The following is a 13,469-nucleotide window of genomic DNA, read 5'->3' as shown; positions in this document are numbered from 1 at the left end:
CCCCCCGCATACAGCGGGGCCAGGAAGGAACCATCGGCTCGCGAGCCACTGTGGCTGAACAGCGGGTCAGTGGCTCGGGAGCCACTCGGCTGCGGTCGCAATTCAACGACTGTCGAAACACTATCCCTTCTGGTTCCGGTGCCGCAATCGGGTTTCAGCAGCGCCACGACTGTGTGGTGGACAATGTCCATACAGAGTCGTAGAACCAGCCCCGGAGGCCACCATGCCCACACCCGCCAAGCGCACCACCACCCCGACCCGCCGCCCGGCGAAGGCCCAGCCCGCCATCACCGTCGGCGCGATCAACATCCGCGTCCGGCCCGAGGAGCGTGCCCTGATCGACCAGGCCGCCGTGCTCTCGGGTAAGTCGCGCTCCGAGTTCATGCTGGAGGCTGCGCGCCGCGCTGCGACCGACGCCATTCTCGACCGCACGCTGTTCCGCACCCAGCCGGCTGCGTACGCCAAGTTCCAGGCGCTGCTCGACGCGCCGCCCAACCCGAACGGCCGGCTTCGCAAGCTGCTGGAAACCGCGCCTCCGTGGGAGTGAGTGCCGAACGGCTCAGCGCCCCGGCGCCGCTCGACGACACGCACGACCTGGCGTTGTTCGATAGCGGCGAAGCCACGCTCGACGACTGGCTACGGCGGCGTTCGCGCGCGAATCAGGCGGCCGGCGCGTCTCGGACCTTCGTGGTATGCCGCGCCGGCTTCGTGGTGGGGTTCTACTGCCTGGCGGCAGGCGCTGTGGCCGTGACTGCTGCTCCAGGGCGTGTGAAGCGCAACATGCCCGACCCGATCCCCATGGCGATGCTGGGCCGACTGGCTGTGGACCGTAGCCTGCACGGCCAGGGCATTGGGCGGGCCCTTCTGCGGGATGCGGTCTTGCGCGTACTGCAGGCCAGCGAAGTCCTGGCGGTGCGCGGCGTGTTGGTGCAGGCCCTGAACGCCGACGCCCAGCGCTTTTACCAGGCGTGTGGCTTCACGCCGTCACCGATCGACCCGATGACGCTGATGGCCACAATGGCGGACCTGAAGGCCGCCCTGGGCTGAGGCTCACGCGGCACGCTCGCGCGGTTGCAGGCCATAATGGGCCGCCAGGACGCCGAGCGCCGTGAGCAGGATGCCCTGCGCCTGGACGTGATGGACCGGACGGCCCGACCACCCTTGCCGCATCGCCCATTCCCGCAGAGAGCACTCGAGGCCGAGCACGTGCCACAGGCAGCTTCCGCCCGCGCTGTCCGCGCCACCGAAAAGGTCCAGGGCCGCGGCCAAACGACGCCGCGCAGCAGCCTGGCGTTCGCTCAGCAAATCGCCTCCGCCACCCTGGATGCGCAGCAGCTGCGTCGTTCGCATGCCGTCCAGCGCCGCGAGGCGGAAGGTCACCCGGAACATCGCCCCGGCCTCGTGCATCTGCGGCGTGATGCTGCCATTGGCGAGCATCAGCCCAAGCGTGTCGACGGCACGACGATGGGCGACGGGTGAGCCCGTGTCCGGATCCGCGTCGCGGACCGGCTCGGAGAAGCCGCCGTGTTGCAGTCGCCACTTCGAGGGCTTGGCCAGATCATCCTGCTTCGCCTTCGCCGCCTTGGGCTTTCGCTTAACGGCCATGGTGGCTCTCCCCATTGCGACGCCCCCAGCGCCGGTTGGCCTCGTTGATGATGGCCTGACGCAGCCAGTCGTCGGTGATGTCGGCGACAGGCAGGGCAGCAACGCCATGGCGATGCCAGGCGGCAGCCCGCATTGCGTTGACCTCGGTGTCGTTCGTCGGGCTGCGCGTGCCCCGGTCGAGGCAGGAGCGGGGCGGCAGCGGTGCGCCGTGCATGCTCATGCGCGAGCTCCGGTGGGGTCGGTCGCCCAGAGCAGGAGGGCGATGGCGTCCGCCTCGTTGTCATCGGCGGGCGCGAAGCCGCGGGCTCGGATGGCGGCGACCATCTTCGCCTTGTCGGCGTTGCCCTTGCCGGTGGCGTAGCGCTTGACCGTGCCGACCGGGACGCCCTCGTAGGGGACCTCGTGTTCCTCGCACCAGGCGGTTAGCGTGCCGAGGAAGCCGCCGTAGATGTGCGCCGCATCGGTGCCGGCATGGGCGCGGACTTCCTCGAACACGATCCGCGCCACGCCGCCGGACAGAGCGGTGACCTCGGCCAGCCATCCGCGGAAGCGCAGGAATCGCATCCCGCCACCCTCGAAGCGGGTCGGCTTGAAGGTCATGGTGCCGGAGGTGATGCCGCCGTTGCGCGACCGCAGGGCCCATCCGGTGGTGGTGCCGAGATCCAGGGCAAGCACGGCGTGGTGCGCCAGGCTGATCGCGGGCGGGAGGGCGATGGGCGGGCCGCTTGCATGGGCGGCGGGCATGGTGAGAGTCGCGGGTGCCATGGTGGTCTCCGAGAGGGGATGATCCTGGTGAGGGCGGCGACGGCGTGGTTCTTGGCGGAGCTCGCCGTCGCTGCCCGGCTTGGGGTGGATGACCCTGGGAGGGGGGGTGGCCCACGCGCCCAACCCGGTCGCCCCAGGTGTGGTGTGCGCGCGCCGTTGAGGCGCGCACGCACACCCCCCGTAGGGGGGAGGCGAAAAACCGAATCTGCCAATCTGCTATAAGTCGCTGATTTCAAATCAGAAAAAGCAGATTCGGAGCAGTTTCGGACAGATTCGTTACGCGAAACTGCTTTCGGCCAGAAGGCGTTGATTTGATTGACGAAAAACAGATTCGCAGTTTCGGTAGGGGAGCAGATTCGGACCGAAACTGCGCAGTTTCGGGAGCAGTTTAGGTCAGTACGGAGTCGCATCGAGAGGGCCATCAGGCGGGCTCCTCGGGGTCGTGCAGCACCCACACCTCGGGGTTCTCGACCTCGAGCAGCGCCTCGCTCCGGGGGCACTGGAAGTGGCTCGGGAGCACCCGTACGGTGGCCGGGATGATCTCGCCGGTCTCGGGGTCGATGGCCTCCTCGCCGGTGCCGAGGAGCATGTCCTGGACGACGAGGTAGCCGTTCTTCGATTTGGTGTAGGGCTGCCCGAGGTCGCGCGCTTCGCGCCGGTACTTGATGTAGCCCTTCATGGCCAGGACACCGATCCTCTCGCGGATGTTGTCCTTGCCGCCGAGCCCGCGCTTGTTCTCGAACTTCGACGCGAAGGCGTTGGCGGTGCAGAGCCGACCTTCCTCCGCCTCCTCGGCGATCAGGCGAAGGATCACGTCGTGGCGGCGCGTGCGCTCGGCATCGAGCTTGCGGCCGATGTCTTTCCGGACCAGGCGCTCGCCCGTCCGGTCGAGCTCGACCCAGGCGCCACCACGTTTGTCGATCAGCATCGGCTCGAGGCCGGGGCCGTTGCGGAGCTCGACATGCAGCTCGCGCTCGGTCTGCTCCTCGTCTGGGCGGAACAGGATGGCGCCCGAGGTGTAGTAGCCGCGCAGTGCGCTGGCGCCGGAGAGCGACAGGAAGGGATCGTCCTTCACCTGCTGCTTACTGAGCTTCTTCGTGTGGTGGGCGAGGATGATGCCGGCCTCGGGGGCGACCTGGTCGCGCAGAGCTTCCACCCGGCCCTGCAGGAAGAACATCATCGCGCCGTTGTCGTTCTCCCCTTCGCCCGCGGGCCCGCCATCGAAGACGTTGCGGATGGGGTCGATGCAGATGATGTCGGGCGGCGCCTCGGGGAATGCGGCACGGATGGCGGCAGCGACGAGGGGCACACCCTGGTCGTCGAGCAGCATGCGCAGCTTGGGGGTGACGACGAGAGTGCCACGGGCGCGGGCCACGATGGCGGCGTCGAGCCGGAGCTGCTGCAGGCGTTCCCGCAGGTAGTGGTACTGGATCTCGGCCTGGAGATAGAACACCCGCAGCGGGCGCGGCGCCGTGAAGCGCAGGAACGGAGCGCCGGCGGCGGCATGCACCAGGAGGCTGATCAGGAAGTCGGATTTGCCAACCTTCGGCGCCCCGCCGAGGACCAGCATCCCACCCGGGGTCAGCAGGCGCGGCCCGATCAGGTCGTCGGGCATCGGGGAGGTGTCGTCGAGCAGCACGCCGAGGGTGTGCGCCGGGATGGTGCTCGGCGGTGGTGCTGTGGCGCGCAGCAGGGGCGGCCCGTTGCGGTCGACATGCAGCGCCCAGATGCTGTCCGCCTCGACCTTGAGGCGGTCCAGCGGCCACGCCGGGCGGAGGCAGGCGGCGTTGTATTGGCAGATCGCCTCCCAGCCCTCGTCGCCGGTGATGCGGCCCTCGTGGACCATGCGGACGAAGTGACCGATGGCCGCGCTGGCGCCCTGGAAGCGGGTCCAGGCGTCCTGGCTGCCCTCGCGCACTGGCGTGGTGAGGACGGCATCGAGCCCTGGCCGATTGGCGCCAGGGGCGGCGGAGGGCGCCGTGAGACCCGGCATGGTCGGCATGGCCGCCACCGCCGCGGCGAAGTCGGGGAGCTCCACCTCGACCCTGGGGTGGTGCTCCCGGATCGTGACGCGCCGCTGCACGCCATGCTTCTGGTGGACCGTGCCAGGCACCCGGATCGGCTGGTGCGCGGAGCGGAAGTGAAGGTCGCCGCCAACCTTCTCCGCGATCTCCCCGCGCAGCACGCAGACCCGCGCCAGGTCGTCGCCCTCGGCCGGCTCGGTGAGCCGCCACCAGGCGTGCAGCTTGGCGGCACCCGCGGGGGTGCGGCCGCCGCTCTCGACCAGCAGGGTCGGCGTGCCGAGGTGGTGGACGAGGTGCGCCAGCTTGGTGGCGATGTCGCCAGCGTCGAGGTCCACCACCACCGTCTGCATCTGCAGCACATGCTCGGCGCGGGCCTGGCCCTGCTCGGCGACGGTGCCGGGGATGACATAGACGGCGCTGCCTTCGCGCGCGGCCCAGGTCGCATAGGCGCTGAGCGATGCGGCGGCGTGCCGGTCGGCCGGCACCCAGATATTGTGCGGCTTGGTGTCGAGGCCCTGGCCCTGGTCGACGAAGCCGCGGACCGGGATCAGCCCATCGCAATAGCCGAAGACCACGTCGAGGAAGGCGGCGATCTGCTCGATGTCCGGCGCGAGGTAGCCGCAAGCAGGCAGCGTCGTTTCCCCATCGCTGGGAAGTCGATCGACGGCGATCTGCCCACCGCTGGGAATCTCGCCCGCGCTATCGTCCGGCAGCGGCACGGCATCGTTGAAGTCGCCCCATGCGGTCATGCAGGCTGCGCCCAGCAGCGCTTGGCCCAGGGGCAGAAGCGGCACTCGAAATGGTCGGCCTGGGCGGCAACGCGGGGGAGTAGTTCGCCAGCATCCGTCGCGGCCAGGATGCGCACGGCCCGATCCGACATGCGCTGCGCCAGCTCGGCGTTGAACGGCACCAGCTCGTGGTGCAGCTCCGCGGTGTCCTTGTTGATGGCGGTGAAGAGCGCCGGGTTGTCCGCCACGCCAGGAACGCTGGCGTCCATGTAGGCCTGGTAGACCGCGATCTGCGCCGCGTAGATCGGCTTGGCTGCCGCGACGCCCTTGCTCGACGTCTCGCGCCAGGCCTTGGCGTTCATGGTCTTGCATTCCCACAGCGCCGGGAACGCCATGCCAGGGATGGTCGGGCCGCCGGCGAAGACGCCGTCCACATGGCCACGGATGCGACCACCGGCGACCGAGAAGCCGAACTGCTCGCCATGCTCGCCACCGCCACGGCGGGTGTAGAGATCGAAGCCGGCGGCCCGCAGCCAGGCAACGGCCACGTCCTCCAGCGCGTGGCCGATCCCGAAGATACGCAGCAGCCGTCCGTCGAAGTCGGCGCCGTCATCCTTTGGGGCCTTCACGAACTCGAACTGCAGCGCGCGCTCGCAGGCATGGCCGAGGCGCGACCCACCCAGGTAGCTGCGCGGCGGCGCTGCCTGATTAGCGGCAACCAGCGCCGCGTCGATGGCGGCATTCACATGCGCGGAGGTCTGGCTGCGGCTGTTGAAGTCGAGCATCAGAACGGCACCTCCGCCGCCGCGTCCTGCCGGGCGATCGCCTGCATCGCCTCCTGGAAGCCGCCGATGGCGACCTCGATCAGCGTCAGCACCTGCGCCTCGCTCAGGTCCTGGAAGCGGGTGCCCCAGCCGATCTCGGCCATGGTCTCCGCAACGCGACGCATGGCGGCGCGCATGGCGGCTTTCTCCTGCTCGGTGAGGTCAACCATGGCGGGCGACCTCCCCGCCAAGCGCGACCAAAAGCGCTGGCAGGCGATGCAGCAAAAGGAGACCGAGGGCCGCGGCTTCTTCCGCGGCGCCGGGTCGAACCATCCAAAGCCACGCGCCGCGCGGGAGCAGACGGCGCAAGGCGGTTCCGGGGAGCGGGCCATCGATCATGCGGCCTGCCCCAGCGCCGCGGGTTGGGCGCTGCGCACGAGGTGCTGGATGGCCTGGCGATTGAACTTGAAGGTCAGCAGCGCCGAGGCCTGGTACCGGGTCATGCCGAGATCGGCCCGGACTGCCGGCGGCAGGTGGACCAGTTGGCGCTCGGTCGGCGGCTCGCGCAGCCAGCGCCGGCTCTTGTGGGCGCTCTCGTCGGTCTCGTAGGCGTTCAGCCAATCGTCCGCCGCGGCGAGCGCCACCAGCCGCTCCCCGATGGACAGCAGGCGGGGCCGCTCCTCCTTGGCGCCGCCGACCGCGTGCCAGGCACCGTTCAGGAAGAAGATGCCCGCCCAGCCGTTGAACCCATTGGCCAGCAGCGCGGCGTCGTCGCCGAACAGGTCGCACCACTGGAAGGCGGAGCGCCGGAGGAGATCGATCTCCGTCATGATGAAGTCGGCGAGCGGCGCCGTCTCGCGCCCGCGGGGCTCGAAGGCGTGGCCGCAGATGGGGCACTCCATCACTGCGATCGGCACTTCGGCCTCGCAGGAGGGGCAGGTCTTGGTGGGCGGCTCACCTTCGCCGGGCTGGCTGTCAAGATCGACGTCCTGCTCCAGGCAGCCGTGAATCTGCGAGGAAGTGCCGAAGTCGAGCACGATGCAGTCGCGCTTGACGATGCCGGGATGCTCGACCGGATCGACGGTGCGCAGTCCGCGGCCGACCATCTGGATCATGGTGCATTTGAAGGAGCTCGGCCGCAGCAGCACGACGCAGGAGGTGGGCGGGTGGTCCCAGCCCTCCGTCAGCACCGCAACATTCACGACGATGCGCGCCTCGCCCCGAGCATAGGCGGCCAGGACCGAGCGCCGCTCCCCCTCCGGCATGTCGCCGGTCACCATGACGGTGGGGACGCCGGCCGCGTTGAAGGCGGCGGCGACATGCTCGGCGTGGGCGATGGTGGAGCAGAAGGCCACGGTCTGGCGGCCGCTAGCCTTCTCCTGCCAGTGCTTCACCACCGCGTCGGTGACGGGCACCGTATCCATGACCCGGGCGACCTCGCCCATGTCGAAGTCGTCGCCGCTGCGCCGGACCGCGCGAAGCTCATCCTGCACGCCGACATCGATGATGAAGGTGCGGGGCGGCACCAGGTGGCCGGAGGCAATCAGCTCGCCGAGCCGGATCTGATCCGCGACGTTCGAGAAGACCTGGCGCAGCCCGACCTTGTCGCCGCGGTTCGGCGTCGCCGTGACGCCGTAGATGCGGCAATCGGGATTGCGCTGCCGCGCCTGATCAATGATGCGGCGATAGCTGTCCGCGACAGCGTGATGCGCCTCGTCGATGACCAGCAGATCCAGAGCCGGCATCGCCTCCAGGTTCGCTTGGCGCGTCAGCGTGGGCACCATCGCGAAGGTGACCTGGCCGCCCCAGGATTTTTGGCTGGCGTCCACGACCGAGGTGGTGATGCCGGGATTCACACGACGGAACTTCGACAGGTTCTGTGCGGTCAGCTCATCCCGATGGGCGAGGACCGCGGCCTTGGCTGCGCTGCTGCCGATATGCTTGCCCACCGCCGCCGACAGCATGATGGTCTTGCCGGCGCCGGTCGGGGCGACGCCGAGGGTGTTGCCGTGCTCGCCGAGCGCACGAAGGCTGCGCTCGACGAAGAGCTTCTGGCGGGGGCGGAGCATCATCCTGGTGCGGTCCTCCCTCAGCGTGCCCAGGCGGGGCGATTGTCGGCACCAGCCGCCGGCGGGGTGTGCGGCACGGCGGCAGGGAAGGCGCCCTGGGTCGGGGCGGCGGGCGGCGGGGCATAGGTCTGCGCCGACGGCGCGTAGGCGGGCCCGGGGGCAGCCGCGTGCGGTCCCATGGCGGCGGCATAGGCCCGGTGGTCGGGCGTCACCGCCATGCGGATTTCGTTCTTCGGCTCGCCGTGGGCGTCGGTGCCGGTGTCGATCTTGGCGAGGAACTCCAGCCCCTCGAGGTCCGCGAAGCCGCCGATGCGGCGCGCGGCCTGGGCCTGCGGTGAGGCGTCCTTGTCGGAGATGCCGCGGGCCGAGTTCAGCATGCCGCGCACGAAGCTGCGGCCCATGTTCCCCCAGTCCGGACCCTTCGGGCTGTAGAGCCCGATCAGCGTGAAGATCTTCCGCTTGGCGTAGGGCCCCTCCAGCACGATGAACTCGCCGTTCAGATAGACGGCGCCGGTGCTGCCGCGCGTGGCGTAGCCGCCCGTCCAGCCTTGGCTCGGATCGTCAAAGCCGCCGGGGCGGATCGTCAGGCGCACCTTGGCGACGGTGCCCTTGGGGATCAGGTTCGGGTTCTGCGAAGCGTCGTTGTAGTCGTTCCAGGAAGCCATGCGGGATCTCCTCGGATCAGGTGTTCGGGGTGTCGGATGGGGCGGCCAGCGCGAGCGGCGGCGGTGGCAGTGCGAGACGTTCGGCGGCGGGGCGCGCAGGGCCGCGGATCTTCTCGAACAGCCGGCCGAGATGCGGCTCTTCGACCAGGTCGAGCCGGCCGCTGCGGTCCTTCGCGGGATAGCCCCAGGGATTCAGCGTCTGGCAGATCAGCGAGCGGCGGAGCGCGCCGGCTTCATCCTTGATCGCCGCCAGCGTGAGCACCTCATCGACGATGCCGGGCAGCTCGAGACCGGTCTTGCTGCCATCGATCTGCGGCACGAAGACCTTGCGATTGAAGTCGTCGAGCTTCTCGTCGAGGATCCCGACGAAGATGATGTTCTTGCCGCGCGTGTGCTGCAGATGCGTCAGCCAAGCGATCATCTCGCGTCCGTGCAGCCCGTAGGCGCCGCGGATGTCGGGCTTGCCGGTTTTCTCGGCGAAGGCCTCTGGCTGGCCGCGGCACCACTGGAAGCAGAGCCGGCCGGCGACGGTGATGCTGTCGATGAACACAGTCTCGTAGCGGGTGAGCAGCGCGGGGTCGCCGAACTGCTCGCAGACGGCGGCGTAATGCGCCGGGGAATAGGGCTGGTCGTCGCGCAGCGCCGGGTTCGGCCCGCCGATGAAGGCAGCGAAGTCACGGCATTCCTGCCAGGTGCGCGGGCGGATCGTGTCGCCGCCCCACCCCTCGACCGCGAGGTCGCCCGCCTCCAGGTCCATGAAGAGCGTGGTGCTGGCCAGCAGGGTCCAGAGCAGGCTGGTCTTGCCCTGGCCGCTGCCCCCGAAGATGCAGGCCTTGACGCCGCGGGGCTCGGCCTGGCGCTCGTCGGCGGTGATGATCCGGAAGCCGCGCCCCGGCGCCTGCGCGAAGGGGGCGCTCATTCCGCGCTGTCCACGATGCGGGCGGCGGCGGCCGTCGCATTGACCGTGCCGACGGCGCCGGCGCGGCGCGCCAGGTCGTGGATCTGCCGCAGCGCGTCGGCCTTGCGGTGCAGGGCGACCGACTGGCGGAACAGCGCCTCGGCGGCGAAGGCCACGTCGTCCACCGTCGCCTGCGCGATCGGCTTGGTGATGACTGGGCTGCCGACCGGGCCAGTCGGCACCTCGATGCTGTCGGGCAGCATCTTCAGCCAAAGCTTCTCACGCAGATGGTCGAGCGGGGTCCGCGGCGTCATGCCGTTCTCCTGGTTGTGCGGGATGGGAAAGGTGCTGGGCGCGCAGCCCGCGTGGGGGAGCATCGTCATCACGCGGCGACGCTCTTCGGCTTGGCCGTCGCCAGGAGCGAGGCCAGCGTACCGGCGCGGCTTCGGGCGCGCGGGCGGGCGATGGCGAGGTAGGTGAAGTCGCTTTCGCCCATACGGCGCTGGACGAGATGAACCAGCCCGTCCTCGGCCAGCTGCAGGGCGCGTTCGGCGACGCGCAGAAGAGCGCGACGCTCGGCGTCCGGCACGATCGAGGTGAGCGGCGAGGTGTCGACCGCCAGGAAGCCACGGTGATAGACGATGCGATCGCCGGGTACGGCGGCGCCGAACCAGCTGCAGAACATCGTCTCGGTGAGGGGTGGCTCCGCGGTGCGGAAGCCAGTGATCGTGCTGTCCATGGTGAATATTACCCAGCCTCCCGCGAATCCGTCTCACGCCGCCGCCGGGATGCCGGCGACGAGCAGGCGGAGCCGCAGCTCGCGCAGGTGGCGGTACAGGGTGGCGCGCGACGTCGGGCTGGCCTTGGCAAGCTCGTGCGGGGAGCGCTCGGTCAGTTCGGCGCAGAGGGGGAGGGTCTCGGCCGGCAGCGTGCCCAGCGCGCGATCGAGGTCGATGCGGCGCTCCACCGCCGCGAAGGCGTCGGTCGGCTGGCCCAGCCAGGCGGCATAGCCATCCGCCTCGGCGATGCTGTCACCGATGGTCAGGCCCTCGCCGCCGGGCTGCGGGTCGTCGAGCGAGATCGGGGCCATGGTGGCGCGGCCGCGCAGGATGCGCTCGGTGAGGCGGATGGCGCGGTGGTCAAAGCAGGCGGCGGCGAAGGCGCCAAGCTCGCCGCGGGCCGGATCGAAGCCCTTCAATCGGGCGAAGAGATCCGTCAGCAGGTCCTGGCGGAGATCTTCCTGCTCATGGCGGGGAATGCGGCAGGTGCGGATGATCCGAAGGGCGACGCGGTCGGCGTGGCGCTGCAGGGCATGGGTGTCGGCGCGGGTGGGAGTGAAGGGCATCGTTTGGTCCTGTCCATCGAGTGGCGATGGGCGGACGATGCCGATGGGCGAGGCGCGCTTGGTGGGAGCAGCGTGGGTCTAACGTGGGATGGTCGAGCGCCGCCGAATTCAGGGGCGGATGTCGATTTCCTCGGGCATCAGCGCCAGGCGATAGCGGCTGGGCTGTCGTTTGCCCTCGATGAGGTCGCGTGCGGCTTTGGCTTCGGCACCTTCCAGGCCCGCGGCCAGCCCATCCTTCAAAAGGCGAATGATGTCCCGCGGCTCCCGCGCGGCGGGGCGAATCTGGTCTCCGTAGATTGCGCGGTCGAGTTCATGGGTTTCGACGAACCCGCCATGGCGTTGCGCCGCCTCCGCCAGTTTCACCAGCAGCCGGAGCGGTTGGTCACCCAATTGCCGTGGTCGGCGATCCAGAGCCACCGTTCGTCCGGCGCGGCCTATATTGAGGCGCACCTTCCCCGGCATGCTCGGCGCGAGCGCGGCTGGATCCAGCGCGAATCCTGCATCGCCGAGCGCCTCCATCGTCATCATGATGCGCAGCCCGGCCTCGGCGAGATGCTGACGCTGCAATTCTGGGACGGCGCCCGGCAGGAGGAGCGTCGTTTGATTTGGCTCCACCCTGGTGCGGATCAGGGTCACGAGCCGCGGGTCGGCCGCGGCCATCGGATCGAGCGCCAGCATCACCGATCGCCCACTCGGCAGGCGTCCGAGATCCCAGACGCCATCCGTTACCGTCGCCAGATCACCGGAGAGGCCAGACGCAGCAGCAATCAGGCGGCACAGTACGGCCGCGTCGATCTCGAAGCTGCGGATCAGGTTTGGCGCCAGGGTAGTGTTGCTGCGGTGATCCTCGGGGCATTCGGCGACCAGCAGATCGCCGATGATCACGATATCCCGCCCTTCACAGCGGCCTTCGCAGGTCGAGCAAGGCGGCCAGGTTGTCGCCGGCGCGCGTTCCGTCAGCAGGCCTTCGGCCAGCAGGCGGTCGAACGCCCTGCCAAAATGCGGCTGTGCCTCACGCCCCCAAAGAACGGCGCCGTGCCCTCCCTCACTCCGCCGCAGCAGCAGCTTCGGCAGGCTGTCGTTCACGGCAGAATCCATTCCGGCGAAGAAGCTCCATGACCCGCGCCTCGAAGCGCTGCCGCTTGAACACGGCGAGGGAGGGCGGCTTGATTTTGACGGTCACACGAGACGCACGGCTACGGCCATCTCCGAAGTGGATGCGGATGATGATGTGCCCGATCCGGTAGCGGCCCGTGCTGAACGAGATCCGATCGCCGAATTCATTGAGCCGGGTCAGCGCATTGCCACGAAAGTCCCGGGTCACGTTCTGCGCTTCGACCGCCACCTCGCCGCTGCGGGGGTCTGTGCCGATGCGGTCGATCTGCACTTCGACGATGTCCACCTGCTGGATGCCTGCATCGAAGGCGTGGTTCACCCGGAAGCCGAACCCCACGTTCTCGATGCGATCCAGCGTGTAGAGGTCCTGGCAGTCCTCGCCGGCAAAGAAGCCTGGGCGCCTGAGCATATGCACAGCGAAGAACTCAGCCAACTCCGCGCGCAGCGCCTTCCGGACGCCGCCGACACCCATGCGCCCAGTGCCCACATTGTAGGCAAGCACGGCATATTCGACGCTGCGATAGCTGATGACGTCCTCTTGGTCTCCATTGATCACCGGTACGACGGCCACAGGCGCCCCGTGGGTGACGACCAGGACTGTCTGGTCGCCATCTTCGTACCACCCCACGCGGCAGAAGGCGCCGCGGTGGTCGCGCTGGAACATCTCGGCGGCCGCGGCCTCGAAGGCCGCCCGTGAGTCGTCATCGAGGCGCGGCTCGATCCCTTCATCAAGACCGACATACTCGGCCAGGGAGGATCGGGCCTGGCGGGCCAGCATGTCCGATGCGGCATCGAAGACGGGGCGGTGGTCCAGAAACGCAAGAAGGGCGAAGTGCTTCGGATCGAGCGGGATTGGGTTGCCATCCGGATCGAGCGGCGCGGCGATGTTGATGTCGCGGGCGGTGGCACGCTCCTGAAGCAAGTGCATGCCGTTCTCAGTGCCGAGCTCAGCGATGTGGTGGAGGTCTGCCACGATGCCGCGCGGCAACTCATCCTCGGTACCTTCGAAGAAGACCTTCAGCCGATCCCGGACTTCCGCTTCGTCACCATCGAAGGCAGCCAGGTCGAAGCCGCGCGATGCCGCAGGCTGCCGCTCAAATAGCCGCCGGAAAAGGCCGAGATTGACGGTCTTCAAGAACTTCGGATTGACAAACTTCTTGAGGTCCCTGGCCATGCTCTCGCCCGATGATGTTCATTTTTCGTTCTATCAACCCTCGCGTGCGTCTGTCGAATCGAATCTGCACTCCGTGAGACGGATTCCAGCGTGCCTGGGTAAATGGTGGGGGTGGCAATTGAACCCCTCCGTCCTGCGGCCAAACCCCACCTCCCGCCGCACCTCCGCGAGGTCTGCAGTATCCTGGCCGCCGGCCTGCTGCGGCTGCGCAGCCGCGCTGCCGAGGAAGCTGCGCGCGAGGCTGCTGACCGGGGAGAGCGTGGCCTACGCTTCCCGGGCCCCCAGCGCCTGGATGCGAACCGGACCAACCGGAGAC

16 protein-coding genes are annotated in these 13,469 nt (G+C 68.9%); 2 read left to right on the top strand and 14 right to left on the bottom strand.

Annotated elements, in window-relative coordinates:
* Positions 1-223: 223 nt before the first annotated feature.
* Together HEQ75_RS12200 and HEQ75_RS12195 are read left to right on the top strand one after the other, a co-directional pair.
* Entirely contained in the window at positions 224-547 is a 324-nt protein-coding gene (locus tag HEQ75_RS12200; protein WP_131549664.1) for a type II toxin-antitoxin system TacA family antitoxin, read from the top strand.
* Positions 544-1,047, top strand: a complete 504-nt coding sequence (locus tag HEQ75_RS12195; protein ID WP_328733724.1) for a GNAT family N-acetyltransferase — start codon at positions 544-546, stop codon at positions 1,045-1,047. The genes HEQ75_RS12200 and HEQ75_RS12195 overlap by 4 nt, the downstream gene beginning before the upstream one ends.
* Before the next feature lie 3 nt (positions 1,048-1,050).
* On the opposite strand, the gene HEQ75_RS12190 is transcribed toward HEQ75_RS12195, so the two are convergent.
* The 14 genes from HEQ75_RS12190 to HEQ75_RS12125 all read right to left on the bottom strand — a co-directional run bounded on the left by HEQ75_RS12190 (position 1,051) and on the right by HEQ75_RS12125 (position 13,153).
* The gene (locus HEQ75_RS12190; protein ID WP_168030831.1) at positions 1,051-1,605 is read right to left on the bottom strand and encodes a DUF6456 domain-containing protein; all 555 of its coding nucleotides are present in this window, start codon (positions 1,603-1,605) and stop codon (positions 1,051-1,053) included.
* Positions 1,595-1,825, bottom strand: a complete 231-nt coding sequence (locus HEQ75_RS12185; protein WP_168030829.1) for a hypothetical protein — start codon at positions 1,823-1,825, stop codon at positions 1,595-1,597. Before HEQ75_RS12185 ends, HEQ75_RS12190 begins: the two co-directional genes overlap by 11 nt.
* Positions 1,822-2,370 carry a crossover junction endodeoxyribonuclease RuvC gene (locus tag HEQ75_RS12180; RefSeq protein ID WP_168030827.1) on the bottom strand — a complete coding sequence of 183 codons (549 nt, stop codon included), beginning with the start codon at positions 2,368-2,370 and terminating at the stop codon, positions 1,822-1,824. Before HEQ75_RS12180 ends, HEQ75_RS12185 begins: the two co-directional genes overlap by 4 nt.
* A 421-nt stretch (positions 2,371-2,791) precedes the next feature.
* On the bottom strand, positions 2,792-5,143 hold the full coding sequence (locus HEQ75_RS12175) for an AAA family ATPase (RefSeq protein WP_168030825.1): 2,352 nt from the start codon (positions 5,141-5,143) through the stop codon (positions 2,792-2,794).
* Entirely contained in the window at positions 5,140-5,907 is a 768-nt protein-coding gene (locus HEQ75_RS12170; RefSeq protein WP_168030823.1) for a hypothetical protein, read from the bottom strand. The genes HEQ75_RS12175 and HEQ75_RS12170 overlap by 4 nt, the downstream gene beginning before the upstream one ends.
* Positions 5,907-6,116, bottom strand: coding sequence for a DUF6511 domain-containing protein (locus tag HEQ75_RS28240; protein WP_168030821.1), 210 nt, complete (start codon positions 6,114-6,116; stop codon positions 5,907-5,909). Before HEQ75_RS28240 ends, HEQ75_RS12170 begins: the two co-directional genes overlap by 1 nt.
* Positions 6,117-6,281: 165 nt before the next feature.
* Positions 6,282-7,958, bottom strand: a complete 1,677-nt coding sequence (locus HEQ75_RS12160; RefSeq protein ID WP_168030819.1) for a DEAD/DEAH box helicase — start codon at positions 7,956-7,958, stop codon at positions 6,282-6,284.
* A gap of 17 nt (positions 7,959-7,975) precedes the next feature.
* Complete coding sequence (locus HEQ75_RS12155) at positions 7,976-8,620, bottom strand: hypothetical protein (RefSeq protein WP_168030817.1); 645 nt, start codon at positions 8,618-8,620, stop codon at positions 7,976-7,978.
* 16 nt (positions 8,621-8,636) lie between these two features.
* A complete protein-coding gene (locus HEQ75_RS12150; protein ID WP_168030815.1) occupies positions 8,637-9,539 on the bottom strand; it encodes an ATP-binding protein in 903 nt (300 codons plus the stop codon).
* Complete coding sequence (locus HEQ75_RS12145) at positions 9,536-9,832, bottom strand: hypothetical protein (RefSeq protein ID WP_168030813.1); 297 nt, start codon at positions 9,830-9,832, stop codon at positions 9,536-9,538. Before HEQ75_RS12145 ends, HEQ75_RS12150 begins: the two co-directional genes overlap by 4 nt.
* A 68-nt stretch (positions 9,833-9,900) precedes the next feature.
* Entirely contained in the window at positions 9,901-10,257 is a 357-nt protein-coding gene (locus HEQ75_RS12140; RefSeq protein WP_168030811.1) for a hypothetical protein, read from the bottom strand.
* 33 nt (positions 10,258-10,290) lie between these two features.
* Positions 10,291-10,863 carry a sigma factor gene (locus tag HEQ75_RS12135; RefSeq protein ID WP_168030809.1) on the bottom strand — a complete coding sequence of 191 codons (573 nt, stop codon included), beginning with the start codon at positions 10,861-10,863 and terminating at the stop codon, positions 10,291-10,293.
* Positions 10,864-10,971: 108 nt separating this feature from the next.
* Positions 10,972-11,949, bottom strand: coding sequence for a hypothetical protein (locus tag HEQ75_RS12130; protein ID WP_168030807.1), 978 nt, complete (start codon positions 11,947-11,949; stop codon positions 10,972-10,974).
* On the bottom strand, positions 11,909-13,153 hold the full coding sequence (locus HEQ75_RS12125) for a hypothetical protein (protein WP_168030805.1): 1,245 nt from the start codon (positions 13,151-13,153) through the stop codon (positions 11,909-11,911). Before HEQ75_RS12125 ends, HEQ75_RS12130 begins: the two co-directional genes overlap by 41 nt.
* Positions 13,154-13,469: the final 316 nt, after the last annotated feature.

Source organism: Falsiroseomonas selenitidurans, assembly GCF_012103215.1.
Lineage (GTDB): Bacteria > Pseudomonadota > Alphaproteobacteria > Acetobacterales > Acetobacteraceae > Falsiroseomonas > Falsiroseomonas selenitidurans.
Note: the sequence above shows the minus strand (reverse complement) of the source record. Positions and strands in the feature narration are given on the sequence as shown.